This is a genomic window from Pelomonas margarita, from assembly GCF_043555875.1.
GTDB classification, from domain to species: domain Bacteria; phylum Pseudomonadota; class Gammaproteobacteria; order Burkholderiales; family Burkholderiaceae_C; genus Pelomonas; species Pelomonas margarita.
Genome location: NZ_JBIGHW010000009.1, coordinates 145,882 through 172,187, shown reverse-complemented (window position 1 = coordinate 172,187; position 26,306 = coordinate 145,882). Strand labels below are relative to the sequence as shown.

The following is a 26,306-nucleotide window of genomic DNA, read 5'->3' as shown; positions in this document are numbered from 1 at the left end:
CTGTGTGCGGGCAGGCACTATTCACGCCGCGCTGTCGATAATTCGACGATGAAACCCACCGCCGACACCCTCTCCGAAGCCGACCTGGATCGCCTGCAGGCGCTGCTGGATGCGCTGCCCGCGCCGCTGGAGCCGCTGGACGTCAGCATGGTCGACGGCTATCTGTGCGGCGTGCTGCTGCAGCCCGAGGCCGTGCCGCTGGCCGCCTGGCTGCCGCCGCTGCTGGACGCCGAGGGTCGGCCGACGCCGGCCCGGGTCGACGACGAGCTGATGGCGCTGCTGCGGCGCCGCCACAAGGAACTGAACGTCGCGATTGCCGGCCGGCAGTGGTTCGACCCCTGGATCTTCGAACTCGACGATGAGGCCGAGCCCAGCGAAACCCTGCTGCCCTGGGTGGCCGGCTTCGCGCACGCGCTGGACGCGCACCCGGCGCTGATGCGCCTGCCCGAGGAACCGCTGCTGGAGCCGCTGGCGGCCATCTACCTGCACCTGGACCCGGACGACCTGGAAGACGCCGACGCGCTGTTGGAGGAGATCGAGTCGCTGGAGCCGCCGGCCGACCTGGAAGAGGCGGTGGAGGGCCTCGTCAGTGCGGTGCTGATGCTGGCGGACGTGTCCAGGCCGCTGCGGGCGCCGCCGGGCCGCGCCCAGGGCGGGCGTGCCCGGCCGGACGGTACCGGCCGCGGCGGCGTCAGCGAGGCGCCGCAAACAGGCGCTGGGCGTGCAGGCCCAGGCCGGTCGCGACCGAAGCAAACCGGTCGCCGGTGACGCGCGCGGCGCCGGGGAAGCCGGCCGCCATGCCGTCCACCAGCAGCCGCAGGCCGGTGGAGCCGCCGGTGAAGTAAAGCGCGTCGACCTGCTCGGGCCGAAGGCCGGCCAGCGCGACGGTTTCGTGGGCGGTGGCGATGATGCGGTCCAGGTCGGCGCGCAGCGCGTCCACGGCCGTCTTCTCGCTGAGCGGCAGCACCAGGCCGCGCTCCACCAGGCCCAGGTCCACCGTCGTGTCGGCGCCGCCGGAGACGGCGATCTTGGCGCCCTCGGCGCGCGCGGCCAGTTCGTGGCCCAGGCGCTCTTCCAGCACCGTCATCAGCCGGGCGTGCTGGCGCAGGTCGTTGAACCAGCTCTTCATGCCGCGCCACTCGGCCACACGCAGCGGCGCGTAGCAGGTGTTGATGAGGTGCCAGGTGGCCAGGTCGAAGTAGATGCCGCTGGGGACTTCGCGGCCGCTGGGGCCCGTGGCGCGGTAGCCGAACTCGGGCAGCAGGCCGGCCAGCTCGATGTGGCGGTCGAAGTCCGTGCCGGCGATGTGCACGCCGTGGCTGGCCAGGATGTCGTCACGCCGCGCCAGGCGCTGTACGCGCTCGGGGCCCACGCGCACGATGGAGAAGTCGCTGGTGCCGCCGCCGATGTCGGCCACCAGCACGATCTGTTCGCCCCGGCCCTCGCGGATGGCCTGCTGCTCGAAGTCGAACGCGGCCGCGATGGGCTCGTACTGGAAATGCACGTCGGTGAAGCCCACGGCGCGGGCACAGGCTTCGAGCTGGGCTTGCGCGGTGGCGTCGCGCTCGGGCTCGCCGTCGACGAAGAACACCGGTCGGCCCAGCACCACGCGCTCGGGCTCGCCGGCCAGCCGGCGCAGGCGCTTCAGGTAGCCCGAGACGATGTCGGCGTACTTGGCCCCGCGGCCGCCGCCGACGTCGGTGGTCTGCTCGATCAGCGCGGAGCCGAGGATGCTCTTCATCGAGCGCATGAGGCGCCCGTCGTGGCCTTCCACATAGGCCGCGACGGCGGCGCGGCCGAAGGCGCGCGGCGGGCCGTCGACGTCGTGCGGGCCCTCGGCAAAGTAGAAGACGGCCGTGGGCATGGTGCGCTGGCCGGGCTCCAGCTCGATGAGGCGCATGGCGGCGTCGGCGCTGGGGATGGCCACGGCGGAGTTGGACGTGCCGAAGTCGATGGCGCAAAAAGGTGGGGCGGCACTCATGGCGTATTACCGGCCTTGGGGCCAGTCCTGACAGGGGGCGCGGATTCTAGGAACACAATCGCGCGCCCGTTGCCGGAGAACCGATGAAGACCCGCTTGCTTGCCCCTCTCCTGCTGGCTGCCGCGCTGGCCGCCTGCACTCAACAGCGTTCCGAACAGGAGTTGCTGAGTTCCGCGCAGAAGCTCATGGCGCAGAAGGACACCGCCGGCGCCATCATCGAGCTGAAGAACCTGCTGCAGAAGAACGCCGAGAGCGCCAGCGGCCGCCTGCTGCTGGGCCAGGCCCTGCTGGAGGCCGGCGACATGGCGGGGGCCGAGATCGAGCTGCGCCGCGCCGAGGAGCTGGGCGCCCCGCGCGACCAGGTGCTGCCGCTGCTGGCGCAGACGCTGCTGCAGTCGGGCCAGTCGCGCAAGCTCATCGCCGATTACGGGGACCAGAGCCTGGCCGACCCCAAGGCCATGTCGGTGCTGCTGCAGCAGCTGTCCATGGCCTATCTGGCGCAGGGCAACCTGACCGAGGCCAAGGCCACTGCCGTGCGTGCGCTGCAGGCCACGCCGGAGGACGAGGGCGCGGTCGTCGTTGGCGCCCGCACCAAGCTGGCCGGCGGTTTCGTGGACGAGGCGCTGGCTGCGCTGGACGAGCTGCTGTTCCGCGCGCCCAAGTCCGTCAAGGCCTTGCAGCTCAAGGCCGAGGTGCTGCTGGTGCGCGGCAAGATCGACGAGGCCCAGCCGCTGCTCGCCCGCGTGCTGGAGCTGGACGCCAACAACTACGACGCCCGTGCGCTGCTGGTGCGCCTGGCCTTCAACCAGCAGAAGCTGGACGACGCGGCCAAGCTCATCGACAGCATGCCCGCCGCGATGGCCAAGAAGCCGCAGGGCCGCTTCCTGCAGGCGCAGCTGGCGCTGGCCAAGAACGACGCCGCCAAGGCCCGCGAGCTGGCGCTGCCGCTGCTCAAGCTCATGCCCAACTACCTGCCGCTGCTGCGGCTGGCAGCGGGCGCGCACCAGCAGCTGGGCGAACTGGCGGACGCCGAGAACCTGCTGAACCAGTCGCTCAAGCTGGCCCCCGAGGACACCGGCCTGCGCCGCCAGTACGCCAGCCTGCAGCTGCAGCGCCGCGCACCGGCCAAGACGCTGGAGACGCTGCGCCCCGTGCTGGAAACGGGCAAGGCCGATGCCGAGACCCTGTTGCTGGCCGGCAAGGCGCAGCTGATGCAGGGCAACTTCGACGCGGCGGACCAGGCCTTCGGCGCTGCGGTCCGGCTGCGCCCCGACGACGCCAAGACGCAGGCCGCGCTGGCGCTGACGGCCATCGTGCGCGAATCCGCCGCGCCCGGCGGCACCGGCCGCGCCAAGGCCGATGCCGCGCTGGCCCAGCTGCGCGAGCTGGCCGCCAAGGACAGTGGCAGCAACTACGACCTGATGGTGGTCAACGCGCTGATGCGCCGCCAGGACCTGGCCGGCGCGCTGACCGCGCTGGACAAGCTGGCGCCCAAGATGAAGGACAGCCCGGTGCCCGACGCGCTGCGCGGCCGCATCCAGCTGGTGCGCAAGGACATGGCGGCCGCGCAGGCCGCGTTCGATGCGGCGCTGAAGGCCGATGCCGGCTACCTGCCGGCGGCGCTGGGCCTGGTGGCCATCGACCTGCACGCCAAGCGCAATGACGCGGCCGTCAAGCGGCTGGAGGCCTTCGTCGCCAGCCAGCCGCGCGTGCCGCAGGCACGCCTGGCGCTGGCCGAGCTGCTGCTGCAGACCGGCGCGGCGTCCGAGCGCGTCACCGAGGTGCTCAAGGTGGCTGTGCGCGACGAGCCCAACGAGGCGGCGCTGCGGATGGCGCTGATCGATCACCAGCTGCGCCTGGGCAATGTGGCTGCCGCCGCGCAGGCCGCGCAGGAGGCCTCGGCCGCCCAGCCGCTGAACCCCGACCTGCTGGAGCGCCTGGCCCGCACGCAGCTGGCCTCGGGCGACCGGGTGCAGGCCGCCAAGACCTACTCGCGCCTCACGTCGCTGGCGCCGGCGCGCGCCTACGGCTGGCTGGGGCTGGCCCAGCTGCGCTTCGTCGACAAGGACTACGCGGGGGCCGAGCGCGAGGTCAAGCGCGCGCTGGAGGCCCAGCCGGGCTCCGTCATGGCGCAGCGCCTGCTGATCCAGCTGGCGATGCGGCAGGGCCGCACGGACGAGGCGCAGGCGGCGCTGCGCGAGCGCCAGAAGCGGCTGCCGCAGGAGGCCTTCGCGCTGGTGGCGGAGGCCGACATCGAGCTCGGCCGCAAGCGCCCGGATGCCGCGATCGCGCTGCTGCGCAAGGCCACGGCCCTGGCCGACCCGGCAGATGCCGCACCGCGTCTGTTCGCCGTGTTGCTGACCAGCGGCAAGCGCGATGAGGCGCTGGCTTTCGAGAAGCAGTGGCAGGCCAGCCACCCGCAGGACAACGCCTTCGCTACGGCGGCGGCCGACGTGACGCTGGCGCGTGGCGATTTCGACGGCGCGCTGACGCGCTACGAAGCGCTGTTGGCGCGCTACCCGGACGTGGTGCCGCTGATCAACAACGTGGCCTGGCTGCGCAGCAAGGCCGGCAAGGCCGGCGCGCTGGAGCTGGCCGAGCGCGGCCTGAAGCTGCGTCCCGATGACGGCGCGCTGCGCGACACCTACGCCACCGTGCTGGCCAACGAGAAGCAGTTCAGCAAGGCGCTCACGGTGCAGCGCGCGCTGGTCTCCGACCAGCCCGACCAGCCCAGCTACAAGCTCAACCTGGCGCAGATCCTCATCCTGTCGGGCGACAAGGCCAAGGCGCGCACGGAGCTGGAGGTGCTGGCCCAGCTGGGCAAGAAGTTCCCGCAGCAGGCCGAGGTCGAGGCGCTGTTGAAGACGCTCTGACGCGGCGGCGCCCCGGCCGCGAGCCGGGGCGTCAGTAAAAGCCGAACTGCAGGTCCGGCTTGCGGCCGGCGATGAGCTCTGCCATCGCTCGGCCCGAGCCGGCGCCATGCGTCCAGCCCAGCGTGCCGTGGCCGGCGTTCAGCCACAGGTTACGAGCCCGCTTGCTGCGGCCGATGTACGGAATGTTGGTGGGCGTGCTGGGCCGCAGGCCGGTCCAGTAGTTGGGCTCGCTCGTGTCCGCCACGCCGGGGAACAGCTCCTCGTAGCGCCGCACCAGCGCCGCGCAGCGCACGCGCGCCGTGGGCGAGTCCAGGTTCAGGTCGAAGCCCGACAGCTCGGCCGTGCCGGCGATGCGGATGTGGTCGCCCAGCCGCGAGATCGCGATCTTGCGGCTGTCGTCCAGCAGGCTGACGGTGCTGGCGGCCTCGGGCTTCTTGAGCCGCAGCGTGGCTGAGTAGCCCTTGGCCGGGTAGATGTTCAGGTGCTCGCCCAGCGGCCTCACCAGCGCGGCCGTGTACGAGCCCATCGCGGCGACGAAGGCATCCGCCTTCACGGTCTTGCGCTCGCCGCTGCGCACATCGGCGATCTGCACGGCTTCTATGCCGTCGCCGGCGCGCTGCAGCGCCAGGATGTCGTGCTCGTACAGGAACTGCGCACCGCGTGACGCGCACAGCGCCGCCAGCTTTTGCGTGAAGACCTTGGCATCGCCGCTCTCATCGCTGGGCGTGAACGTGCCACCGGCTACCTGCGAGCCGAAGGTGGCCAGCGCGGGCTCCACCTTCAGCACCTCGTCGCGGTTCAGCACGCGGCGGTCCACGCCGTGACGGCGCATGATCTCGGCGCCCGCCGCGCCGGCGTCGAAGTCGGCCTGGGTGGAGAAAAAGTGCAGGATGCCGCGCTCCAGCCGGTCGTACTCGATGCCGGTGCTCGCCACCAGGTCCTTCAGCGACTCGTGCGAGTAGCGGCCCAGTTGCACGAGCTGCTCCACGTTGCGCTCGAAGGCCGCTGTTGTGCACTGTGTCAGGAAAGCCAGGCCCCAGCGCCACTGGTTGGGGTCCAGCCGCGGGCGGAACAGCAGCGGCGAGTCGTCGCGCAGCAGCCACTTGGCCACCTTGAACGGCGCACCTGCGTTGGCCCATGGCTCGCAGAAGCTCACCGAGATCTGGGCGCCGTTGGCGAAGCTGGTTTCCAGCGCGGCGTCGCGCTGGCGGTCGACGACGATGACGTCGTGACCCTCGTCGAGCAGATACCAGGCGGTGGCGATGCCGATGATGCCGGCGCCGAGGACAACGATCTTCATGAGCGGGTGGCCCTTAGAGCGGTTGCAGGAGGAGTTGTAAACCCAGGCCGGCCATCAGCAAAGCGACCAGCGCATCGAGAACCCGCCAGGTGTTGGCGTTTTGCAGCTTCGGTGCCGCGGCCGCTGCGCCGAAGCCCAGCAGGCTGAACCACAGTGCCGACGCGGCACAGGCGCCCGCCGCGAAGGCCGTGCGCATTTCCGGCGGCTGGCGCGCACCCAGGCCGCCCAGTAGTACGACGGTGTCCAGGTAGACGTGCGGGTTCAGGTAGGTGAAGGCGAATGCGGCCGACAGCGTCGCGCCCAGGCTCGTGGCCTGGCCGGCGGCGGAGAGCCCCGACGACGGTCGCCAGGCGCGCTTGGCGGCCAGCACGGCGTAGCCCAGCAGGAAGGCCGCGCCACCGAAACGGAAGGCCTCCAGGAGCAGCGGGCTGCCCTGAATCAGCGCTCCCAGGCCGAACACGCCCAGCGCGATCAGCAGCCAGTCCGACAGTGTGCAGACGGCCACGACGGCGCCCACATGCTCCTGCTTCAGGCCCTGCCGCAGCACCAGCGCGTTCTGCGCGCCAATGGCCAGGATCAGCCCGGCGCCCATGGCCAGGCCCTGCGCAAAAACGACGGCGGGCGTGGTGAGCGGCTCGGGCATCGGCGGATTCTCCGAAGCGTGGCCTAAATCAAGAAGCTTCATTCATATTCTTCGCCATACATTAGTGCGGCTTATGAATGACTTCGATCCTGCCGCCCTCGACTGTCTGGCTGCGCTAGCTGACGAGCAGGGCTTCGAGCGGGCCGCCCAGCGGCTGTCCATCACGCAGAGCGCCGTGTCGCAGCGCCTGCGATCCCTGGAGACCCAGGTGGGCCAGCCACTGGTCGTGCGCTCCCGGCCGCTGCGGCTGACGGAGGCCGGCAAGGTGTTGCTGCGCTTCGCCCGCCAGTTGCAGGCGCTGCGCGTGGACGTCGCCCGGGAGCTGGGCGAGCGCGTCGCGCCGCAGTCGCGGCTGGCCATCGCCGTCAACGCCGACAGCCTGGCCACCTGGGTGCTGCCGGCACTGAACGAGTTGGTTCAGCAGGGCCTGCGCGAGGGCTACGGGCTGGAACTGGTGGTGGACGACCAGGACTTCACTCACGACAGCCTGCGCCAGGGCGCCGTGCTGGGCTGCGTGTCCACGGTGGCCGAGGCGCTGCAGGGCTGTCGCGTGCAGCCGCTGGGCGTGATGCGCTACGTGGCCGTGGCGAGCCCAGGTTTCCTGGCGGCGCAGTTGCCGGAGGGCCTGCACGCCGGCAACTTTGCCGACACGCCCTTCCTCGTCTTCAACCGCAAGGACGACAGCCAGGCGCAGTGGGTGGCCCAGGCCTTCGGTGTGCGCGCACCCCGCCTGCGCGAGCGCTTCGTGCCGTCCAGCGAGGCCTATGTGATGGCTGTCGTCATGGGCTGGGGCGTGGGCGTGGCGCCCGAGGTCCAGGTGCGCCCGCTCGTCGAAACCGGTCAATTGGTGGTGTTGCGGCCGGAGGTCGGCGTCGACGTGGCGCTGTACTGGCACCAGTGGCAGCTCCAGGCCCGCGGCGCGCTGCTCGACCGCATCGGACAAGCGCTCGCCGACGGCGCGCGGCGGGCGCTGGGCTGATCCGCTGGCCCGCTATCGGGCCGATGTGACGCATGGCCGCGACAGCCGGCCCGAAGAACTTGGGGCGGGCCCCACCCTGAACGTGTGGTATTTGCAGGTGGGGCAATATTTACTCACAGTTGCAGGCATCGCTTGTCACACGAATCCCGCACACTGCTCAGCACATCAGGCCGATGTGGTTGTCGGCGCTTCACCCCGAGAGGTTCGTCATGCGATTCGTCCCAGCGCTGCGCTTCTTCCGCCGTGACGCTGCCGTGCGCAGCGAGCCGGATCCCGCCGACCTCGGCACGGCCTTCGGCCTTGACGCCTGCCTAGATGGCGGCGGCATCAGCGAATACCGCAACCAGCCGCCGAGCGACTACCTGGAGTCGCAGTCCGGCCGTGGCACGTCGGATTCCCCGCTGAGCTGGCTGTCGCGCCGCACGGCATAAATTCCAGATCCGCTTCACCGCCGGCGGCGCCTGCTGCCGGGAGTCGGTCGTCACCAGATGCCATGCCCAGAGCACAGCCACGGCTGGCGCCTCAGGCCACGATGGTGTGGCGCGCAACACGGGTTGTGACTGTTGATCACCCCTGAGCCGAGGGGTGCGGGGCCGGTGCAAACGACGGCGCTTGAGGTCAAATTGGGCGAAGTTCCTTTTGGAGCCGCACGCGAGTGCGGAGGGGCTTTTAAAATTTTGTGCCGCCCCGCCCTGTGGTGAGGCAATGGCTTTTTTGGTCGGCCGCGCCAAGTAGGCCGGTTTTCAGTGTCCCCTAGCGGGCGGCCAACGTGAGATTCGCATGAACGACCAGACCTCGAACCCGGATGTTCCGTTGAGCGGTGACCCGCTGTTGCCCGTCCGCCCAGCTTTGTCCGCAGAGGCCTTGGCGCGTCGGCGCCTGTTGCTCAAGGGCGCGGTCGGCAGTGCGGCTGCGGTGGCAGCGTTGCAGCCCGTCGGGGCCCTGGCCACTGGTCAATCCACGGTGCTGACCTGCGCTGGCGACAAGGGCAAGGAAGGCTTGTGCTCGATTTCCGGCGTGCAGTCGGCCGCACATTCGTTCGGGCCGAACATTGTTGCCATCCAGGCCAAAGGCAAGCCGATGACGCATTGGTCCAGCGCGACCTATGACTCGTCGAAGAACACCTGGACGCCCGTGAACGCGTGGCCGGCAATCAGTCATGCAACGACGGCGGGTTCTGCGTTCGGCTCGAGCTGCTCGTCGACCCTCAGCAGCAAAACGCTGTTGGCAGTGCTTCGTGACAACTCGACAACCGTCGAAGCGACCTACATCTGCGCATACCTGAACGCGGCGACGTTGTATGCGGACACTCCCTCTTCCACCAAGACCTTCCCTTACAGCAAGGAAAAGGTCTACGAGTTCTGGAGCGCAGGGGGAGATACGCGCGCGGCCGCTGCGTCGCTGTTCAAGCGGATCACGCCGGTCTCTTGAATTGCCCTGGCGCCTGGGTGGCTTGACGGCGCTGCGCTGGCGGCATCTGGACGGCGATTGGGTCATCTACGACACCGGTTCGGGCCAGACGCTGGCTGTCGACGCGTTGATGGCTGCGGCGCTGATGGCCCTGGAGAGCGGTTGCAGCGGGCTTGCTGACATCGAGGCGCAGGTGTGCGCCGACCTGGGTGTCGCCGCCGACGCTGGCCTGCGGACGCAGCTGCAGGACGGGCTGGCCTTCTTCGAACAGTTGGGTCTGGTGGAGTCGCTGGTGGGCGAGGCGACATGAACCTGGCCGCGTTGGGCGGGCAGGAATTGCACCGCCGGCTGGCCGTGGGCGATCTGGTGATCCGCTCGGGCCCCTTTCGCTACCGGCTGCACTCCCGTCTGCCTCAGATCGGTGCCGGCATCGCGCTGCTCTATGCGGACTACCCCGTCGAGACCCCGGACGAGTTTGCCGACTTCGCGTTGAAGATGGAGGGCGGCGCCGGCCTGCACCGCTGGTGGCGTCGCCAGGTCCGCTTCAGCAGCGACGGGTTCTATCCCTTCGAGCCATTGCCGCAGGACCATGCCTATCCGCAGCTGGAATGGGCCATGAACTGGTGCGTTTCCACGCGCGCCCACCACTACCTGATGCTGCACGCAGCCGTTGTCGAGCGCGGTGGCCTGGCGGTGGTGCTGCCGGCGCCGCCGGGGTCGGGCAAGAGCACGCTGTGCGCCGGTCTCGTGCATCGCGGCTGGCGCTTGCTTTCCGATGAGGTTGCGCTGATTTCGTTGCAGGACGGCCTCATCTCACCCGCCGTACGGCCCATCAGCCTGAAGAACGAGTCCATCGACTTGATGCGAGCCTACGTTCCCGGCGCGGTGATGACGGCCGTGACGCATGGCACCTCGAAGGGGTCGGTGACCCACCTGAAGGTGCCGGCGGAACACGTGGCCCGCATGGACGAACGCGCGGCGCCGCGATGGGTGATCTTCCCCAAGTTCGTGGCCGGCGCGCCTGCGCAGCTGCGCCAGCGGCCGCGCGCGCGCAGCCTGCTGGACCTAGGCGCCAATGCCTTCAACTACATGTTGCTGGGCGCCGATGGATTCGACGCGCTCGGACGGCTGACGGCCGCTTGCGACTGCTTCGAGTTCAGCTACAGCCGGCTGGACGATGCGGTGGCCGTGTTCGACGCCTTGGCCGTCGACGCTGGCGCGGGAGGTGGGCGTGGCTGACCTGCTCAGCGGTATCTGGTGCGATGAAGGCCGGTTGCGTTCGCTGCGCCCGCGAGACTGGGAGGTCTTGATCGGCCAGGCGCGCCGCAGCCGCCTGTTGGCGCGCCTGGCAGTGCACGCGTCGGCAGGGCCCGGGGGGCTGGCGGCTCTGCCAGCGCCGCCGCGTGACTACCTGGCAGGCGCTTTGCGACTGGTGCAGCGCCAGCGGCGTGACGTGCTGTTCGAGCTCCACCAGATGCGCCAGGCGCTGGGGGGGCTGCAGCCCCTGGTGCTGCTCAAGGGGGCGGCCTACCTGCTGGCCGACCTGCCCCCCAGCCGGGGCCGGATTTTTTCCGACATCGATCTGCTGGTATCGCTGCCGCAACTGGCATCTGCAGAGAACGCCTTGATGGGTGGCGGCTGGATCAGCGAGGAGCGTGATCCCTACAACCAGCGCTACTACCGCGACTGGATGCACGAGATCCCGCCCTTGACGCATGTGCAGCGTCTCAGCGTCATCGACCTGCACCACACCATCGCTCCGCCCACGTCGCGCTTTCGGGTGGACGGCGCGCTGCTGATGCAGCGCATCCGACCCATCGGCAGCAGCGGCTATCACATGCTGGCGCCGGAGGACATGGTGCTGCACAGCGCCGTGCACCTCTACCAGGAGGGCGAGTTCGACCATGGCCTGCGGGACCTGCTCGACCTCCACGACCTGCTCATCCATTTCGGTCGTGACGCTGACTTCTGGCCCACGCTGCTGGACCGCGCGGCCGAGCTGCGCCTGGGGGAGCCGCTGACGGTGCTCCTGGCGCAGCGCGAACGCCTGTTCGGCATTGGCGCTCCGTCGGAGCACAGGGCCGCACTGGTCAAGCTGGCGCCCGGGTGGGTGCGGCGCGTCAGCATCGCGGCGCTTCTTGCGCGTGCGTTGCAGCCCCCTCATCCTGCGTGCGACACGGGCCTCACCCGGTTGGCCAGATGGCTGCTGTACGTGCGCTCCCATGCCCTGCGCATGCCTCTGCGGCTGTTGCTGCCGCACCTGGTGCGCAAGGCGTGGCGCGCGCGTTTCGCGTCGCCGCCGGCCGAGTGAGGCGCAGTTGCACCAAAACGTCAGCGGCGGGGCGATCGCTGTCGCGGTGAGTTCCAATCCTGGGCGTGAACCCAACCGATCTCTGGTGGCAGGCGCAGGCTGATGGCCCGCTGTTGTTGGCCTTGTTCGATGCGAACGACCGGCTGAGGCTGGCCAATGCCGCGTTCCGCCAGGCCTGGGCGATCGGGGTGGCCGAGCACCCGGCGCGTGCCGACATCGCGGAGGCAGCGCAGACGGCCGGCGTGGGGCCGGTAGACCCGCCGGGGCGCCGGCAAAAGGCCTTGCGTGGCGGCTACGAGCAGGCGTGGCGGGATGGCCGCCGCATCTGGTGGGTGGAGCAGCCGACGCCCGATGGCGGGTGGGCCTGCACCGGCGTTGACATCAGCGCACTGGCAGGCCCGCAGCCGGTGCCGGGCCAGCTGCTCGACGCACAGGCCGGGATGACGCTGCTGCAGTCGCTGCTCAGCGACGCGCGTGCCTGGCCGCTGTGTGTCGCCACAACCTCGCCTGGCGCCGAGGCGCAGACGCTGCTGGCCAGCATCCGCGCCGACGATGGCTGTGCCCGTCTGGCCGATGGACGGCTGCTGCTGCTGTTGCCGTCCACAGGCCCGGCGCAGGCCGCTGCGTTGTGCGCGCGCCTGGGTGGGCTGGTGATGACCGAGGCGCAGTGGGGCGAGTCGGCGACGGAGTTGCTGCTCAGGGCTTGATGCCCAGATCCCGCCCCTGCGATTGGGCTGGTGCTGGCAGTCCGGCCACGGCGGCCAGCGTGGGCGCCAGGTCGGCCACTTCGGCGGGCGTCCTGATTTCGCCGCGGCCCACGAACGACGGCCCCCAGAACAGCAGCGGCACATGGGTGTCGTAGCGGTGGGGCGTGCCATGCGTGCTGCCGCCGGGGCGGTAGCTGGCAATCCAGTGCGGCTTGAGCACGATCTGCAGCTGCGCGGCGCGCGTGGGGTCGAAGGACTTGCGCATCGCGGCCAGGTACGGGGTGGTCACGTCATCGCCCAGCAACTGCTCGCGGGTGAAGACCGTCTCCACGCCCGGCAGCTTGAGCAACTCCTCGCGTGCGGCGGCCTGCACGGCCGCGAAGTCCAGGCCGCGCTGTGCCGCGAGCTGGTCGTTGAGCAGCAGGCCGGCGGCCGAGAAGTCGCGAGCGAGCTTATCCACGCCGAACCGGCTGGCCAGCGCGGCATTGACGGCGGCCAGCGACGGCGCCGACGCAAACCGGCCGGCGTCGCGGCCCTGGGTGAGCGCCCATTCGGGCGTGTCGGAAAAACCGTGGTCCGCTGTCAGTGCCAGCACGTAATTGCCCGCGCCCACGGTCTTGTCCAGGAACTGGAAGAAGGCCTGCAGGTGGCGATCCAGGTGCAGCAGGTGGTCGTGCGACAGGCGCGACTCGGGGCCGTAAGCGTGGTTGATGTAGTCGTGGCTGGACAGGCTGACGGACAGGATGTCCTGCACGCCACGCTGGCCCAGCTTTTCGTTTGTGACCGCAGCACGCGCGAACGCCAGCGTCAGCTCGTCGCCAAAGGGCGAAGCCAGCAGGTTGCCGTAGAAGCGTGGGCCGGGTGCGTCCGTCTTGTCGCCGATGACAGCGGGCAGGCGGTTGCCGTTGCCGCTGGCGACCTGCCAGGACTGGCCGTCGGGCACGGAGCGGGCATAGGCCGACTCGGGCAGCAGCGGTGCCCAGGTCTTCTTGAAGAACGCGTCGGCCGGCTTGACGGCGTTGAAGTCCTTCACCCAGGCCGGCAGCGCGGGCATGTAGTAGGTGCTGGACGAGAACTGGCCCGTCTCGCTCATGTACATGTAGGCGGTGCCCAGGTGTCCGGCCGGCAGGATGGCGCCGCGATCCTTGCCGGAGATGCCGATGACCTTGGATGCGGCCGAGCGCGTGCGCAGCACGTCGCCCAGCGTCTGCACCTTCAGACTGCGCGGGCTGGTGCCGGCCAGCGGTGCTGTCGGGTTGTCGAGGTAGGTGTGCGCGGCGTCTCCGGTGTTGTAGACCGGCGCGCCGGTGGCCGGGTCGCGCCACTCATTGCTGATGATGCCGGTGCGTTGCGGGTGGGCGCCCGACAGCATCACCGCGTGGCCGGCCGCCGTGACGGTGTGGCCGTGGCCGTAATGCGCGTCGGAAAACCAGCGGCCGCGCTCCAGGAAGCGTGCGAGGCCGTCGGCCGCGAGCTGGTCGCGGTAGTCGGTAACCTGGCGCATGGGCAGGCCGTCGACGACCATCAGCACCAGCAGTTGCGGGCGTTGCGGCGAGTGGGCGGTCGGCGGGGTGGAGCAGGCCGTGAGGCCCAGGGCCAGGCTCAGGCCCAGCAGATGGCGGCGGGTTGGCAGCGGCATGGGTCGCCCATTGATGTCGGGGCCGCGAGCTTACGCCGTGCCGTCGATCGGCCGGATGCAAACGTCGCCATGCGTGTGACTCCACGGGTCAAATTCGAGGGGTGTTGAAAGCCCTAGGCCGGACACCCCGGACATGGTGGAAAATACAGGGCCCCAGCGCCTGCCCGGCGTTCCTCACTTACAACTCTTCGACAGGACCAGCGTGGCCAAAGAAACCACCAAGACCACCATCGAAGCGGATGGTCTGCGCTACCGCTCCAAAGCCCCGGGCTCGCCCTTCGCGGCGACCTCCTCTTTCGGCGCAGCAACCATGTCCTGCTTCCTCTGCGGCAAGCATCGCCCGCGCGCCATGCTCAAGTCCAAGAAGCTGCTGGGCAAGTCGCAGCCCGTGTGCTCGCCGTCCTGCAAGGAGCTGGACGCGCAGATCGCCGCGAAATGATGCCCCTCGCCTGGGCTCGCCGCTGAACGCGGGCGAGTCCGGTCGGTCCCCCGAGGGGACGACGATGTCCGCGGCATTGAGCTGCGAACATCGCCAGACGGGCCGGCTTGGGAGCGGCCCGGCGCTCGGCCCGAAATAAGGCACGACGGCCTTGCCTCGATTTTTTGTTGATATTCCCCTTTTGCAGCCCGGCGAGCTTGTGTTGCCGGCGGGTGCCGCACGCCATGTGCAGGTGCTACGTCTGCAACCAGGCGACGCGCTGACGCTGTTCGACGGCAGCGGCCCGGAATGGCGGGCCGAGGTGACGGCGATGGGGCGCAGCGAGGTGCGCGTGAACCTCATCGACGCCGAGCAGCCGCAGCGCGAGCTGGCGCGCGCCGTGACGCTGGCCGTCGTCATGCCAGCCAATGACCGCATGGACTTCCTTGTCGAGAAGGCCACCGAGCTGGGCGCCGTGGCGCTGCAGCCGCTGGTGGGCGAGCGGTCGGTGCTGCGCCTGGCAGGCGAGCGGGCCGACAAGAAGCGCACGCATTGGCAGGGCGTGGCCATCGCGGCGGCCGAGCAGAGCGGGCGCACGGTGCCGCTGCGCGTCGAGCCCGTGCAGACGCTGCCTGCCTGGCTGGCCGGCTTGCCGGCACCGGCCGATGATGAATGGCGCGGTCTGCTGAGCCCGCGTGCGGCGCAGCCACTGGCTGGCCTGGCGCCGTCGCGCGCGCTGTTCCTGAGCGGCCCGGAAGGCGGCCTGAGCGACGCCGAGGAAGCCGCAGCCCGTGCGCGTGGCTTCGTGGCCATCACGCTGGGCCCGCGCGTCTTGCGTGCGGACACGGCGCCGCTGGCCGTGCTGTCCTGGCTGGCTTTGTCCTGAGCGGGCCAGGCGGCTCGCAGACCTTTTGCGTCAGGTTTTGACCAGGCGCGGCTGACCGGCCTCGACCGTGAAGCTGGCCGCCGTGCGGACGGCCGGCGTGTTGGTGGCGAGGCTGTCGACGACACGGAAATCGCAGCGCAGGCGCTGCGGCGTCACGTCGATCAGCGCGTAGCCGCAGGCGCTGCCGTCGGCGTAGCGGGCGTGCGGGTTGGCGGCCAGGATGTCGGGCGTCATGCGCGGGAAGAAGGACTTCATCGTGATGCCGGCGCCGACGAACTCGGTGGCCACTGGCTTGCCGTCGGGCTGGCGGATCTCCGTGGCCCAGTTCTCGTGCAGGTCGCCGCCGAGGAAGACGGCGCCGGGCGTGCGCTGCGCCTGCAGGCGCTCCAGCAGGCGCTGGCGCGAGGCGGGATAGCCGTCCCAGCCGTCGATCCAGACTCGGTGGCCGCCGCCGAAGGGGATGCGGCGCGGTGCCACCATGGTGGTCTGCAGCATCAGCTGCCAGGGGCGTTCGGTGTCGGCCAGGCCGTCGAGCAGCCAGGCTTCCTGCTCGCTGCCAAGCAGCGTGCGGTCGGGGCGCTGCAGCCCCGCGCAGTCATCGGGCGCCACGAGGCCGCGCAGCCCGGTGCAGGCCGGCGCGCTGCGGTACTGCCGGCAGTCCAGCAGGTGCAACTGGGCCAGCCGCCCCCAGGCCTGGCGGCCATATAGGCGCAGTTCGTCGCCCGTCTGCGTCAGGCCCGCGAGGCCGCGGCGCAAGGCCGACAGCGGCAGCGGCATGTGCTCGTAGTAGGCCTGGTAGGCGGCCGCGCGGCGCCGGGCATCGCCGCTGCTCAGGCCTTGCAACGGGGCCCCGGCGTAGTCGTTGACGACCTCGTGGTCGTCCCAGGTCACCAGCCAGGGCACAGCGGCGTGGGCGGCCTGCAGTGTGGGTTCGAGCTTGTGGGTCTCGTGATGCAGCCGGTAGCCGCCCAGGTCGCTGGCCGGTGTGAGACCGCGTGGCAGGGCAGCCGTGGGCCAGGCGCCGGACTCGTAGATGTAGTCGCCGACGAAGGCGATCAGATCCACGCCGTCCTCGATCAGCCGCGTGTAGGCGCCGAACAGGCCATTGCCCAGGCGCTGGCATGAGGCCAGGCCCAGGCGCAGGCGGTCGACGGCCTGGTCGGCGGTCGGCAGCGTGCGCGTGCGGCCCACGGGACTGGTCGCGTCGCCGATCAGGAATCGGTAGAAAAAATGGGTGTCGGCCGGCAGGCCCTGCAGCTCCACGTGCACGCTGTGCGCCAGCAGGGGCAGGGCCTGCACGGTGCCGGCGCGCAGCACCTGGGCGAAGCCGGGGTCGGCGGCCAGTTCCCAGCGCACATCCAGCGTTTCGCGTGCCCAGGGGTTGTTCAGCGGGTTCAGCGGCATCAGCCGCGTCCACAGCACGACGCTGCTGGCCGTGGGGCTGCCGCTGGCCACGCCCAGCTGGAAGGGGTCGGCCTCCAGCCTGGGTGTGGCGCCATGGGCGCTCGTGAGCTGGCCGAGGCCGGCAGCAGCCAGGACGCGGAAGAGATCGCGGCGCTGCATGGGCAGTGTCAGGTGGGCGTGTCCGCGGGCGCGTCGCTGGGCTTGCGCGCCGAGCCCTTGATGAGGTCGAAGCGGAACAGACGGCATTCGATGGGGCCGTTCCACATCGGCACGCGGCGCGCTTCCTTCAGCCGCATCTTGCTCGGCAGCTTCATGTCGGGGCTGAGCATCCAGGCCGTCCAGCCGGCGGGGTTCTCGGTGTATTGGCGCTTCCAGTGCGCAGCCAGGCGGGGGAAGAAGTCGTCGCCGCCGTCACGTTCCTCGCTGCCGCCGGCATCGCGCGTCATCGCGGCCTTGCCGCGCACCTCGATGCGCTCGCCGTAGGGCGGGTTCATGACGATGGCGCCAGGCATGCCGTCGGGCAGGGCCGGTGCTGGGCGCTCCAGCGCGTCACCGCCGTTGAACTGGATGTATTGCGCCACGCCCGCGCGCTCGGCATTGCGGCGCGCGAAGTCGACCATGCGGAAGGCCACATCGCTGGCGTAGATGGGCACGGCGGGCGCGTGAATGCGGGCGCGGGCGGCCTGCGCCATCTCGCCCCACGCGACCTTCATGGCCGGCGTGGAGAAGGGCAGTTGGTGCTCGAACGCGAAGCGGCGCTGCAGGCCAGGGGCCGAGTCGCAGGCGATCAACGCGGCCTCGATGGGGATGGTGCCGGAGCCGCAGCAAGGGTCGTGCAAGGCGCCGCCTTCCTCGGGCGTGCCACGCCAGCCGGCGGCAGCCAGCATCGCGGCGGCCAGCGTCTCCTTCAGCGGGGCGTCGCCCTTGTCGATGCGCCAGCCGCGCTTGAACAGCGGTTCGCCGGAGGTGTCGACGTAGATTGCCGCGCGCTCGGGGCCCACGTGCAGCACGACGGGCAGGTCGGGGCGCTGCGTGTCGACGCTGGGGCGCTCGCCGGTGTGCTCGCGCAGCTGGTCGCAGATGGCGTCCTTGATGCGCAGCGCGGCGAAGTTCAGGCTCTTCAGCGGCGAGCGCTGCGCGGTGGTGTCGATGCGCAGCGTGTGCTTTGGCGTCAGCCAGTCGCGCCAGTCGACACGGCGGGCTAGCGAGTAGAGGTCGTCTTCGTGGCGGTAGGGGCCTTCGATGATCTCGACGAGCACGCGCTGCGCCAGCCGGCTCTCGAGGTTGATGCGCATGACGTCCTCGGCCGTGCCGAGCACGCCGCAGCCGCCTCGCAGGGCTTCGACCTTGCTGCGCACGCCGGGCGGCAGGAAGCGTTTGAGCTCCTCCTCCAGCAGCGGCTCGACGCCACCGGGGCAGGACACGAAAAGGGATAACTTGTTGGGCAGGCTCACGCCGGCATTGTCGCCGGCCCTAAACTGGATAGCGTTATCCAAGCCTGGAGCCTGCCCGTGAAGCGAATCGTTCTGTCCCTGGCTTTCCTGTTCGGCGTTGCGCAGGTCCAGGCGACTGACCCGGCGCCGGCCTACCCTGCGCACACCATCCCCAACACCCAGCTGCGTGCGCTGCCCAAGAACGCCGACGGGCGGGCCTACCAGCTGCACATCCACCTGCCGGGCTCATTTGCCAAGGAGTCCCAGCGGCGCTACCCGGTGCTGTACGTGACCGACGGCTACTGGGACTTCGCCACCGTCGTCGCGTCGTACAACAACCTGGCCTACGACAAGGTCGTGCCGGAGTTCATCGTCGTGGGCCTGGGCTATGCGGGCGACTACCTGGACTACGGCGAGTTGCGTGGCTGGGAGCTGTCACCGGTGAAGCTGGGGCCGCTGGCATTCGGCACCGGCCATGCCGACAAGTTCATCGCGTCGCTGCAGAAGGACATCTTCCCGCTGCTGGAGCGCGAGTACCGTGCCGACCCGGCGCAGCGCTATCTCGCCGGCAGCTCGCTGGGTGGGCTGTTCACGCTGCACGCGATGTACGCCAAGCCGGAATTGTTCAAAGGCTACATCGCGGCCAGCCCGGCGGTGGTGGTGGGGGGCGACTGGATCATTGGCCAGGCCAGGGTCTACGCCGCGACGGGCAAGCCGCTGAACGCGCGGTTGTATGTGACCGGTGCCGAGCATGAGTGGCCTGGATTCCTGGCTGGCATCCAGCGCTACCAAGCGCTGCTGCCGACGCTGAAGCATCCTGGCCTGGTGTTCCAGAACCGCACCATCGATGGCGAACGCCATGCCGGCACCAAGGCCGAGAGCTACACGCGCGGCATGCGCTTCGTGTTCGAGCCGCTGGCGCCGGAGACGGGGCCGTCCAAAGACTGACGTCAGGCGCCTGCGGAGGCCTACTCGGCCGTCGTCGTCGGGCCGGGCTTGTTGACGGTGATGCGGCAGTTCGCCGCGATCGCGTTGTTGATCGCCGAAAGGGTGTTCTCGGTCACGGTGTAGGCCACCGTCTTGCCATGGGCCTTGAACAGCTTGGCTGCGGCCTCGTCCACGCAGAGCTGCTTGATCTCGGCCGGGGTCTGGCTTTCAAGGCCCACGTAGGTATTGGCCACGCTGTTGGCGGGGGCGACAGCCGGCTTGGGCGTTTCCGGCGGCGCTTTTTTGCTGGTGACCGACTTGTAGGTGTCCTTGGCCACCTTGGCCGTGTCGGAGACCACGCCGGGCAGCTCGATGCTGACGCAGCCGGTCAGCACGGGCAGGGCCAAGAGGGCGATGTATGCGACTTTCATTGTTTTCTCGGCTCCTTTTTTAACCACGCATTCTCACTGCCCGCCGAGCCCCTCAACGCGAGCTCACTGGCGCGCGAAGCCCAGCAGGTCCTGGTTCAGCCGGTCCTTGTGCGTGTCTGTGATGCCGTGCGGGCCGCGAGCGCCCTTGACCAGCTTGGCTGTCGCACGGCCATCGTCTCGAGGGGCACGATCTGGTCATCGGCACCGTGGATGACCCGTGTCGGCACGTTCACCTTCTTCAGATCCTTGCGGAAGTCGGCGTGGAAGAAGGCCTCGATGCCGTCGTAGTTGGCCTTGGCGCCGGCCTCCATGCCCTGCACGGCGTGCGGGTGGCGCTGCATGACGCGCCGCAGCGCGATGGACGTGGGCTACGGCAGCTCGCCTCAAGGCGGCGAGCTTGCACGGCCGTGACGTCAGCGGGCCCGCACCACGCGGACCTGGAAGGGCACGCCGTCGATCTCCAGGAAGTAAGCGCCAAAAAGGCCTCGATGCACGACCACCTTGGGGTCTTGCAGGTCGTACAGCGCCTCGCTGTCATCGGCGATGCGCCAGACCTGGCCGTTCTCCAGCTCCATGCGCTGGTTCGGCCGCCAGCCCTGGAAGCGACCGCGAATGCGGCTCTCGACCTGCTGCAGTGCTGGCGGGTTGCCGGCGGGCGGCTTGACGGCCTCCTGGCCGAATTTCGCGACCGCCTCGGCTGCGTGCGCGACGGATTTGGTCGTGGCCGCTGGCGCATCTGCGGGCAGGCTGATCGCGTCATAGCAGCGCAGCCGGCTCGCGGCGTCCACTTGCTGGCGGCAGGTCTTGACGTCGCCGGTCAGGTCTTGTGCGCCGGCAGCGCAGGCCATGCCGCCACAGCTGCTCAGCAGCAGCGCCGTGCACAGGTTGCGGATCATGCGAGCTCCTTACAGCGCCTTGCGCAGGTTGGCGGGCGCGATCTTCATCGCCTCGCGGTACTTGGCCACCGTGCGCCGCGCGCACTGGATGCCTTGTTCGTCCAGCATGGCGGCCAGCGCGCTGTCTGACAGCGGCTTCTTGGTGTCCTCGGCCGCGACGAACTGCTTGATGAGCGCGCGCACGGCGGTGCTGGAGGCCTCGCCGCCGGCCTCGGTGCTCAGCCCCGAGCCGAAGAAGTACTTCAGCTCGAAGGTGCCCCAGCTCGTGGCCATGTACTTGGCCGTCGTCACGCGCGAAATAGTGGACTCGTGCAGGCCCAGCTCGTCGGCAATCTCGCGCAGCACCAGCGGCTTCATGGCCAGCTCGCCGTGTGTGAAGAAGCCTCGCTGGCGCTCCACGATGGCCTGGCTGACGCGCAGGATGGTGTCGAAGCGCTGCTGGATGTTCTTGATGAACCAGCGCGCCTCCTGCAGCTGCCCGCCCAGTGGCGAGTTGCTGATGCCGCCGCGCGTGGCGCGCAGCGCGTTGGCATAGAGCTCGTTGATGCGCAGCTTGGGCGCCACCTCGGGGTTGAGCATGACGCGGAACTCGCGGCCCACCTTGCGCACGATGACGTCGGGCACGATGGCCGCGCTGGCGCCCTGCGCGAAGCGCCGGCCGGGCTTGGGCTCCAGCCGCGTGATCAGCGCCTGGGCCTCGCGCAGCGTGGCCTCGTCGGCGCCCGTCTCGTTCATCAGGCGGCGCATGTCGCGGCGGGCCAGCAGCTCCAGGTGACCCTGGCAGATGCGCAGTGCGATGACCTGGGGCACGCTGCGAGGGAGTGCGCGCAATTGCAGCGTCAGGCACTCGGCCAGGTCGCGGGCGCCGATGCCGGCGGGGTCCAGGCTCTGCAGCAGGCGCAGCGCGATGCGCAGGTGGTCCAGCAGTTGCTCGCAGTCCTCGTCGTCGTCGGGCACCAGCGCCGCGGCCAGCTCTTCCAGCGTGTCTTCCAGGTAGCCGTCTTCGTTCAGCGACTCGATGAGCACGTGCAGCGCGGCGCGGTCCTCGCGCGACAGCGTCATGCCGGCCAGCTGTTCGGCGAGGTGTTCGGCCAGCGTCGTGCCGGCGGACTCCTGGCTCTCGCGCTCGCCGTCGTCGTCGCTGCCGGCTGAGCTGCTGCTGGGCAGCTCGCGGATGCCGTCGAAGTCGTCGCGCTCGGTGCCGTTCTCCCAGTCCTCGCGCTCGGTGCCGCCGAAATCCTCGCCGGACAACTCGGCGGCCTCACCGCCGTCGGATTCTCCGGCCGAGGCCTCGGTGCCGCTCTCGGCGGGCGCGTTGGTGGCCAGCTCCGGTGCGCTGACGCTGAACTCCTCTTCCGCCTCCAGCAGCGGGTTGGCGGCCAGCATCTGCTCGACTTCCTGGTGCAGCTCCAGCGTGGACAGCTGCAGCAGCCGGATGGATTGCTGCAGCTGGGGTGTCAGCGCGAGGTGCTGACTGAGGCGGACTTGCAGCGTCTGTTTCACCGCTACATCCGGAAGTGTTCGCCGAGGTAGACCTTGCGCACGTCGGCGTTGGCCACGATCTCGTCGGGCGTGCCTTCGGCGAGCACAGCGCCCTCACTGATGATGTAGGCGCGGTCGCAGATGCCCAGCGTCTCGCGAACGTTGTGGTCCGTGATCAGCACGCCGATGCCGCGCCCCTTCAGGAAGCTGATGATGCGCTGAATCTCCAGCACCGCGATCGGATCCACGCCGGCGAAGGGCTCGTCCAGCAGGATGAAGCGCGGCTGCGTGGCCAGCGCACGGGCGATCTCCACGCGGCGCCGTTCGCCGCCGGACAGCGCCGGTGCCGGGCTGTCGCGCAGGCCTTCGATGGACAGGTCATGCAGCAGGCCGTTGAGCAGCTCGTCGATGCGGGCCTTGGACAGCGCCTTGCCGCGCTCGTCCTGCTGCAGCTCCAGCACAGCGCGGATGTTCTGCTCGACGGTCAGCTTGCGGAAGATGGAGGCTTCCTGTGGCAGGTAGCTCAGCCCCAGCCGGGCGCGCGAGTGGATGGGCAGGCGCTGCACTTCGGCGCCGTCGATGCGGATGATGCCGGCGTCCGATCGCACCAGGCCCACGATCATGTAGAAGCTCGTAGTCTTGCCCGCGCCGTTGGGGCCCAGCAGGCCCACCACCTCGCCGCAGTCCACGCGCACGTGCACGTTCTTGACGACCTTGCGCACGCCATAGGTCTTGGCCAGGCCTTCGGCCTCGAGCCGGCTGCCGCCGCAGCTGGCTGGCGGAGTCTGGGCGACGCTGCGGGTCACGACGGCTTGCCCGGCTGCAGCGTCGTCGACGGCTTCAGCGGCAGCGTCGGCGCGGGCGCCGAGCTGGCGTCGTCGGCCGCCTCGGCGCGCGGCATCACGACGATGCGGGTGCGGCCGTTGGGGTTGGGCGAGGCGCTGCCGCCTTCCAGCGTGGCCACCTCGGTGCGGCTGTTGTAGATGATGACCGCGCTGGCCATCTCGTTCATGACCATCGCGCCGCGCGTGGTGCGCACGCGGGCATTGCCGATGAAGCGCACGACCTCCGTGCGTGTGTCGTACTCGACCTGGTCGGCCGTGCCGTCGATGGCCTCGCCGGGCACGTCGCGGGCCTGGCGGAAGCTCACCGGCTGCTGGCTGGTGCCGCTGGCATAGGCCTGGTGGTAGCCGTCGCGGGTCTCGCGCACGTCCACCTTCTCGGCCCGCAGCGCCAGGCTGCCCTTGGTGACGACGACATTGCCAACCAGCTCCAGGCGCTGGTTGACCTGGTCGATCTGGCCCGGCTTGTCGGACGAGAACACGAGGGGCTTGCTGCGGTCGGCCTTCTCCGCGAAGGCGGCGCCGGCAGCAAGGGCGAGCAGCAGGGGAAGTAGGCGCAAAGGCATGGCGGCACGGAAGTTGCAGGCCATTCTATGGGTGCGGCGGCCGCCTCAGCCTCTGCGTCGCGGCAAGCGGCTCAGCGGGTACCGCGACGGCCGGCGCCGTCCGGGCTCACTTCTTGGCGCGCACGCGCTGGATCAGGAAGTCGGCGACCTGCAGCGCGCGCTGGCCCGACTCGTGCTCGGCCAGGCGCTGGCCGGCACTGGCGATGGTGGGCGAGGTGATGAAGCGGCCGGCAATGCCCAGCGCGGGCACACCGTCGGCGCGGTAGGCGTCGAACAGCTTGTCGGCCTGCGTGCACTTGGTCTGCACGCCGAAGGAGTTGTAGGCGTCCAGGTACTTGGCCGCGTCCACGCCCAGGTTGGCGAGGAACTTGGCCTGCACCTTGGGGTCGTCCAGGCTCTGACCCTGCTGGTGCATCGCGGCAAAGATGGCCGGCCGGGCCTGGGCTTCCTTGCCCAGGGCTTCGAGCGCATAGAACATGCGCTGGTGCGGCTTGAGGCTGGCGCGGAAGGCCACATGTGCCTTGCGGAAGGCGATGTCGGCCGGTACCTGCTTGGCCCAGGGCTCGATCAGAGGCTCGAAGGCGTAGCAGTGCGGGCAGCCGTACCAGAAGAACTCGATCACCTCGATGCGGCCGGGCGCCGTGGGCAGCGGCTGGGCCAGCACGTTGTAGTGCCGGCCTTCGACCGGGCCGCCCTGGGCGAGGGCGGTGCCCGCGAGGGGTGTGGTGGCGAGCAGGGCGGAGAAATCGCGGCGCTTCATGGCGTCAGGTTCCTAGGGTGGTGTCAGCGTTGTACACGAACGAGGTTGGCCTCAAAGCCGGCGCCCTCGATCTTGCGTTGCAGGTCTTCTGCGGCGTCGCGCGTGTCCAGGGGACCCAGGCGCACGCGGTAGACGGTGCGGCCGTTCTGCTCACGCTCCATCAGCTTGGCCGTGAAGCCCTGGATGGCGAGCTTGGCCTTCTGGGCCTCGGCGTCTTCGGTGCGCGTGTAGGCGCCGGCCTGCACGAAGTAGACGAAGGCGTCGGCCGCTGCCGGGGCCGAGGCGGCCGGCGTGGCGGGCGCTTCAGCCTTGGCGGCTGGCTTGGCCGGGGCGATGGCCGCCGTGGGCGTGCTCGCCGCAGCGACCGGGGCGCTGGCCGATGCCGGCACGGCCGGTGGCGGCGTGGTGGCAGCGGGCGGTGCGTTGACGACACCGCTGGCGCTGCGGGCGCCCTTGCCGGCCAGCGGCGCGTTGGGGTCCCAGTTCTTGTTGCGCTCGGCCTCGGCCGCGTCCTGCTCGGCCGTGCGCTGCGGCACCTTGTCGACGAAGGGGATGGGCACCTTGGTGATGTACAGCGCCACGCCAAGGGCGACGGCCAGGCCCACCAGCAGGCCCACGATCAGGCCGAGGACGAAGCCGCCCTTCTGGTTCTTCTGGCCGGCGGGTTTGGACGCTGAGGTCATGCGCTCTCCGAGGTTTCCGAGGTGTCAGCAGTGTCGCGGTTCATCTGCTCGGGCGCGCTGACGCCCAGCATGCCCAGGGCGTTGGCCAGCACCTGGCGGGTGGCGGCCAGCAGCGCCACGCGGGCGCGGCTCAGCTCGGGCGCCTGGCCCGTGACGCGCTCGGCAGCGTAGTAGGAGTGGTAGGCGCCCGCCAGGTCCCGTGCATAGAACGCGATGTCGTGCGGCGCCAGGCCGGCCGCGGCGCCGCTGAGCATGTCGGGGTAGGCGGCGAGCTTGAGCATCAGCGCTTCTTCGGTCGGGGCGGTCAGCAGGCCGAAATCGGCGCCCGCGACACCGGCAACGTCGCCGCCCCACTTGCGGATGACCGAGCAGATGCGCGCATGGGCGTATTGCACGTAGAACACCGGGTTCTCGTCGTTGGCCTTCAGCGCCAGGTCGATGTCGAAGACGAACTCGGTGTCGGCCTTGCGGCTGATGAGGAAGAAGCGCACCGCGTCGCGGCTGGTCCAGTCGATCAGGTCGCGCAGCGTCACGTAGCTGCCGGCGCGCTTGGAGATCTTGACCTCCTCGCCGCCCTTCATGACCGTGACCATCTTGTGCAGCACGTAGTCCGGGAAGCCCTGCGGGATGCCGAGGTCAACCGCCTGCAGGCCGGCGCGCACGCGGGCGATGGTGCCGTGGTGGTCCGTGCCCTGGATGTTGATGCACTGCGTGTAGCCGCGCTCGAACTTGTTGATGTGATAGGCCACGTCGGGCACGAAGTAGGTGAAGCCACCTTCCTTCTTGCGCATCACGCGGTCCTTGTCGTCGCCGTAGTCGGTGGTGCGCAGCCACAGCGCGCCGCCTTCTTCGTAGGTCTTGCCGCTGGCCACCAGCCGCTCGACGGTCTTCTCCAGCTGGCCGCCGGCGTAGACGCTGGACTCCAGGAAGTAGCTGTCGAACTTCAGGCCGAAGGCCTGCAGGTCCAGGTCCTGCTCATGGCGCAGGTAGGCGACGGCGAACTGGCGGATGCTGTCCAAGTCGTTCACGTCGCCCGAGGCGGTGAACTCGCGGTCATCGGCCTTGACGGTTTCCTTCTTGAGGAAGGCGTCGGCGATGTCCTGGATGTAGTCGCCGTTGTAGGCGGCCTCGGGCCACTCGGCGTCGCCGGGCTTGAAGCCCTTCAGGCGCATCTGCGTGGAGTTGGCCAGCGTGGCGATCTGCACGCCGGCGTCGTTGTAATAGAACTCGCGGGTCACGTCGTGGCCCTGGCTCTGGAACACCGAGCACAGCGAGTCGCCCAGCGCGGCCTGGCGGGCGTGGCCCACGTGCAGCGGGCCGGTGGGGTTGGCGGAGACGAACTCCACCATGACGTGCTTGCCGGTGGCGGCGCGGTGGCCGAACTGGCCAGCAGCAGCCAGCACCTCGGCGACGACGGTCTGCTTGGCGGCGGGCTTCAGGCGAATGTTGATGAAGCCGGGGCCGGCGATCTCCAGCGCCTGCACCCACTGCTGGAAGGCGGCTTTGGCCTCCAGCGCGGCGATCAGGCGCGTGGCCAGTTCGCGCGGGTTGGCCTTGAGCGGCTTGGCCAACTGCATGGCGGCCGTGCAGGCGAAGTCACCGTGGGCGGCCTGCTTGGGGGATTCGAAGGCCGCCGACGCGTTGGCGCCGGGGGCGATTTCCTGGAGGGACTCGGCGAGTGCGGCGAGCAGCGCCTGCTTGGCTTGGATCATGGGCGCGATTTTAGGAGGCTCGC

The 26,306-nt window shown here is 69.8% G+C and carries 27 protein-coding genes; 12 read left to right on the top strand and 15 right to left on the bottom strand.

Features of this window, described 5'->3' with window-relative positions; genetic code table 11:
• Positions 1-48: 48 nt before the first annotated feature.
• Positions 49-768 (top strand): YecA/YgfB family protein, encoded by a 720-nt coding sequence (locus ACG0Z3_RS16815; protein WP_394399498.1) that lies wholly within the window; start codon positions 49-51, stop codon positions 766-768.
• Here the strand turns inward: ACG0Z3_RS16815 and ACG0Z3_RS16810 are convergent.
• Positions 692-1,981, bottom strand: a complete 1,290-nt coding sequence (locus ACG0Z3_RS16810) for a heat-shock protein (protein WP_394399496.1) — start codon at positions 1,979-1,981, stop codon at positions 692-694. The two genes, ACG0Z3_RS16815 and ACG0Z3_RS16810, sit on opposite strands and share 77 nt — an antisense overlap.
• 95 nt (positions 1,982-2,076) lie before the next feature.
• Between ACG0Z3_RS16810 and prsT the strand changes: the two genes are divergently transcribed.
• Positions 2,077-4,854, top strand: coding sequence for an XrtA/PEP-CTERM system TPR-repeat protein PrsT (gene prsT / locus ACG0Z3_RS16805; RefSeq protein ID WP_394399494.1), 2,778 nt, complete (start codon positions 2,077-2,079; stop codon positions 4,852-4,854).
• A gap of 31 nt (positions 4,855-4,885) precedes the next feature.
• Here prsT and ACG0Z3_RS16800 read toward each other — a convergent pair whose 3' ends face one another.
• Both ACG0Z3_RS16800 and ACG0Z3_RS16795 read right to left on the bottom strand, forming a co-directional pair.
• Positions 4,886-6,154, bottom strand: a complete 1,269-nt coding sequence (locus tag ACG0Z3_RS16800; RefSeq protein WP_394399492.1) for a D-amino acid dehydrogenase — start codon at positions 6,152-6,154, stop codon at positions 4,886-4,888.
• A 13-nt stretch (positions 6,155-6,167) separates the two neighbouring features.
• The gene (locus ACG0Z3_RS16795; RefSeq protein ID WP_394399490.1) at positions 6,168-6,797 is read right to left on the bottom strand and encodes a LysE/ArgO family amino acid transporter; all 630 of its coding nucleotides are present in this window, start codon (positions 6,795-6,797) and stop codon (positions 6,168-6,170) included.
• 73 nt (positions 6,798-6,870) lie between these two features.
• Here ACG0Z3_RS16795 and ACG0Z3_RS16790 point away from each other — a divergent pair, with 73 nt between their 5' ends.
• The 7 genes from ACG0Z3_RS16790 to ACG0Z3_RS16760 all read left to right on the top strand — a co-directional run bounded on the left by ACG0Z3_RS16790 (position 6,871) and on the right by ACG0Z3_RS16760 (position 12,204).
• Entirely contained in the window at positions 6,871-7,776 is a 906-nt protein-coding gene (locus ACG0Z3_RS16790) for a LysR family transcriptional regulator ArgP (protein ID WP_394399488.1), read from the top strand.
• Positions 7,777-7,985: 209 nt separating this feature from the next.
• Positions 7,986-8,207 (top strand): hypothetical protein, encoded by a 222-nt coding sequence (locus ACG0Z3_RS16785; protein WP_394399486.1) that lies wholly within the window; start codon positions 7,986-7,988, stop codon positions 8,205-8,207.
• 349 nt (positions 8,208-8,556) lie between these two features.
• Positions 8,557-9,207 (top strand): hypothetical protein, encoded by a 651-nt coding sequence (locus tag ACG0Z3_RS16780; protein ID WP_394399484.1) that lies wholly within the window; start codon positions 8,557-8,559, stop codon positions 9,205-9,207.
• 1 nt (position 9,208) lies between these two features.
• Positions 9,209-9,496 carry an HPr-rel-A system PqqD family peptide chaperone gene (locus ACG0Z3_RS16775; protein ID WP_394399482.1) on the top strand — a complete coding sequence of 96 codons (288 nt, stop codon included), beginning with the start codon at positions 9,209-9,211 and terminating at the stop codon, positions 9,494-9,496.
• Positions 9,493-10,425, top strand: a complete 933-nt coding sequence (locus ACG0Z3_RS16770; protein ID WP_394399480.1) for an HprK-related kinase A — start codon at positions 9,493-9,495, stop codon at positions 10,423-10,425. Before ACG0Z3_RS16775 ends, ACG0Z3_RS16770 begins: the two co-directional genes overlap by 4 nt.
• A complete protein-coding gene (locus ACG0Z3_RS16765) occupies positions 10,418-11,497 on the top strand; it encodes a nucleotidyltransferase domain-containing protein (RefSeq protein ID WP_394399478.1) in 1,080 nt (359 codons plus the stop codon). Before ACG0Z3_RS16770 ends, ACG0Z3_RS16765 begins: the two co-directional genes overlap by 8 nt.
• 65 nt (positions 11,498-11,562) lie before the next feature.
• Positions 11,563-12,204 (top strand): hypothetical protein, encoded by a 642-nt coding sequence (locus ACG0Z3_RS16760; protein ID WP_394399476.1) that lies wholly within the window; start codon positions 11,563-11,565, stop codon positions 12,202-12,204.
• On the opposite strand, the gene ACG0Z3_RS16755 is transcribed toward ACG0Z3_RS16760, so the two are convergent.
• Complete coding sequence (locus ACG0Z3_RS16755; protein ID WP_394399474.1) at positions 12,194-13,843, bottom strand: alkaline phosphatase family protein; 1,650 nt, start codon at positions 13,841-13,843, stop codon at positions 12,194-12,196. The two genes, ACG0Z3_RS16760 and ACG0Z3_RS16755, sit on opposite strands and share 11 nt — an antisense overlap.
• Positions 13,844-14,045: 202 nt before the next feature.
• Here ACG0Z3_RS16755 and ACG0Z3_RS16750 point away from each other — a divergent pair, with 202 nt between their 5' ends.
• Both ACG0Z3_RS16750 and ACG0Z3_RS16745 read left to right on the top strand, forming a co-directional pair.
• Positions 14,046-14,282, top strand: coding sequence for a hypothetical protein (locus ACG0Z3_RS16750; RefSeq protein ID WP_056266878.1), 237 nt, complete (start codon positions 14,046-14,048; stop codon positions 14,280-14,282).
• A gap of 151 nt (positions 14,283-14,433) precedes the next feature.
• The gene (locus ACG0Z3_RS16745) at positions 14,434-15,147 is read left to right on the top strand and encodes a 16S rRNA (uracil(1498)-N(3))-methyltransferase (protein WP_394399472.1); all 714 of its coding nucleotides are present in this window, start codon (positions 14,434-14,436) and stop codon (positions 15,145-15,147) included.
• Positions 15,148-15,177: 30 nt separating this feature from the next.
• Here ACG0Z3_RS16745 and ACG0Z3_RS16740 read toward each other — a convergent pair whose 3' ends face one another.
• Positions 15,178-16,710 (bottom strand): alkaline phosphatase D family protein, encoded by a 1,533-nt coding sequence (locus ACG0Z3_RS16740; RefSeq protein ID WP_394399470.1) that lies wholly within the window; start codon positions 16,708-16,710, stop codon positions 15,178-15,180.
• An 8-nt stretch (positions 16,711-16,718) separates the two neighbouring features.
• Positions 16,719-18,005, bottom strand: a complete 1,287-nt coding sequence (locus tag ACG0Z3_RS16735; protein WP_394399468.1) for a THUMP domain-containing class I SAM-dependent RNA methyltransferase — start codon at positions 18,003-18,005, stop codon at positions 16,719-16,721.
• A gap of 57 nt (positions 18,006-18,062) precedes the next feature.
• On the opposite strand from ACG0Z3_RS16735, the gene ACG0Z3_RS16730 reads away from it, so the two are divergent.
• A complete protein-coding gene (locus ACG0Z3_RS16730) occupies positions 18,063-18,932 on the top strand; it encodes an alpha/beta hydrolase (RefSeq protein WP_394399466.1) in 870 nt (289 codons plus the stop codon).
• A gap of 20 nt (positions 18,933-18,952) precedes the next feature.
• Here the strand turns inward: ACG0Z3_RS16730 and ACG0Z3_RS16725 are convergent, their stop codons facing one another.
• From ACG0Z3_RS16725 to argS, 9 genes are all read right to left on the bottom strand, one after another.
• Positions 18,953-19,342: a hypothetical protein gene (locus ACG0Z3_RS16725; protein WP_394399464.1), complete on the bottom strand. Its 390-nt coding sequence runs from the start codon at positions 19,340-19,342 to the stop codon at positions 18,953-18,955.
• Between the two features lie 95 nt (positions 19,343-19,437).
• On the bottom strand, positions 19,438-19,683 hold the full coding sequence (locus ACG0Z3_RS16720) for an alpha/beta fold hydrolase (RefSeq protein WP_394399462.1): 246 nt from the start codon (positions 19,681-19,683) through the stop codon (positions 19,438-19,440).
• Between the two features lie 72 nt (positions 19,684-19,755).
• On the bottom strand, positions 19,756-20,238 hold the full coding sequence (locus tag ACG0Z3_RS16715; protein WP_394399459.1) for a hypothetical protein: 483 nt from the start codon (positions 20,236-20,238) through the stop codon (positions 19,756-19,758).
• A gap of 9 nt (positions 20,239-20,247) precedes the next feature.
• A complete protein-coding gene (locus ACG0Z3_RS16710) occupies positions 20,248-21,741 on the bottom strand; it encodes an RNA polymerase factor sigma-54 (RefSeq protein ID WP_394399457.1) in 1,494 nt (497 codons plus the stop codon).
• A gap of 2 nt (positions 21,742-21,743) precedes the next feature.
• The gene (gene lptB, locus ACG0Z3_RS16705) at positions 21,744-22,526 is read right to left on the bottom strand and encodes an LPS export ABC transporter ATP-binding protein (RefSeq protein ID WP_394399455.1); all 783 of its coding nucleotides are present in this window, start codon (positions 22,524-22,526) and stop codon (positions 21,744-21,746) included.
• A complete protein-coding gene (gene lptA, locus ACG0Z3_RS16700; protein WP_394399453.1) occupies positions 22,523-23,128 on the bottom strand; it encodes a lipopolysaccharide transport periplasmic protein LptA in 606 nt (201 codons plus the stop codon). The genes lptB and lptA overlap by 4 nt, the downstream gene beginning before the upstream one ends.
• A gap of 106 nt (positions 23,129-23,234) precedes the next feature.
• The gene (locus ACG0Z3_RS16695) at positions 23,235-23,888 is read right to left on the bottom strand and encodes a thiol:disulfide interchange protein DsbA/DsbL (protein ID WP_394399450.1); all 654 of its coding nucleotides are present in this window, start codon (positions 23,886-23,888) and stop codon (positions 23,235-23,237) included.
• 23 nt (positions 23,889-23,911) lie between these two features.
• Positions 23,912-24,571, bottom strand: coding sequence for an SPOR domain-containing protein (locus ACG0Z3_RS16690; protein WP_394399448.1), 660 nt, complete (start codon positions 24,569-24,571; stop codon positions 23,912-23,914).
• Positions 24,568-26,283 carry an arginine--tRNA ligase gene (argS, locus tag ACG0Z3_RS16685; RefSeq protein ID WP_394399446.1) on the bottom strand — a complete coding sequence of 572 codons (1,716 nt, stop codon included), beginning with the start codon at positions 26,281-26,283 and terminating at the stop codon, positions 24,568-24,570. Before argS ends, ACG0Z3_RS16690 begins: the two co-directional genes overlap by 4 nt.
• Positions 26,284-26,306: the final 23 nt, after the last annotated feature.

Bases quoted from the DNA above. Each gene is read 5' to 3' on its own strand.
- ACG0Z3_RS16810 (WP_394399496.1), bottom strand. From the start codon at position 1,981: ATGAGTGCCGCCCCACCTTTTTGCGCCATCGACTTCGGCACGTCCAAC.
- ACG0Z3_RS16770 (WP_394399480.1), top strand. From the start codon at position 9,493: ATGAACCTGGCCGCGTTGGGCGGGCAGGAATTGCACCGCCGGCTGGCC.
- ACG0Z3_RS16780 (WP_394399484.1), top strand. From the start codon at position 8,557: ATGAACGACCAGACCTCGAACCCGGATGTTCCGTTGAGCGGTGACCCG.
- ACG0Z3_RS16740 (WP_394399470.1), bottom strand. From the start codon at position 16,710: ATGCAGCGCCGCGATCTCTTCCGCGTCCTGGCTGCTGCCGGCCTCGGC.
- argS (WP_394399446.1), bottom strand. From the start codon at position 26,283: ATGATCCAAGCCAAGCAGGCGCTGCTCGCCGCACTCGCCGAGTCCCTC.
- ACG0Z3_RS16725 (WP_394399464.1), bottom strand. From the start codon at position 19,342: ATGAAAGTCGCATACATCGCCCTCTTGGCCCTGCCCGTGCTGACCGGC.
- ACG0Z3_RS16720 (WP_394399462.1), bottom strand. From the start codon at position 19,683: ATGCAGCGCCACCCGCACGCCGTGCAGGGCATGGAGGCCGGCGCCAAG.
- ACG0Z3_RS16690 (WP_394399448.1), bottom strand. From the start codon at position 24,571: ATGACCTCAGCGTCCAAACCCGCCGGCCAGAAGAACCAGAAGGGCGGC.
- lptA (WP_394399453.1), bottom strand. From the start codon at position 23,128: ATGCCTTTGCGCCTACTTCCCCTGCTGCTCGCCCTTGCTGCCGGCGCC.
- ACG0Z3_RS16795 (WP_394399490.1), bottom strand. From the start codon at position 6,797: ATGCCCGAGCCGCTCACCACGCCCGCCGTCGTTTTTGCGCAGGGCCTG.
- ACG0Z3_RS16715 (WP_394399459.1), bottom strand. From the start codon at position 20,238: ATGATCCGCAACCTGTGCACGGCGCTGCTGCTGAGCAGCTGTGGCGGC.
- ACG0Z3_RS16815 (WP_394399498.1), top strand. From the start codon at position 49: ATGAAACCCACCGCCGACACCCTCTCCGAAGCCGACCTGGATCGCCTG.
- ACG0Z3_RS16800 (WP_394399492.1), bottom strand. From the start codon at position 6,154: ATGAAGATCGTTGTCCTCGGCGCCGGCATCATCGGCATCGCCACCGCC.
- ACG0Z3_RS16755 (WP_394399474.1), bottom strand. From the start codon at position 13,843: ATGCCGCTGCCAACCCGCCGCCATCTGCTGGGCCTGAGCCTGGCCCTG.
- ACG0Z3_RS16695 (WP_394399450.1), bottom strand. From the start codon at position 23,888: ATGAAGCGCCGCGATTTCTCCGCCCTGCTCGCCACCACACCCCTCGCG.
- ACG0Z3_RS16785 (WP_394399486.1), top strand. From the start codon at position 7,986: ATGCGATTCGTCCCAGCGCTGCGCTTCTTCCGCCGTGACGCTGCCGTG.
- ACG0Z3_RS16790 (WP_394399488.1), top strand. From the start codon at position 6,871: ATGAATGACTTCGATCCTGCCGCCCTCGACTGTCTGGCTGCGCTAGCT.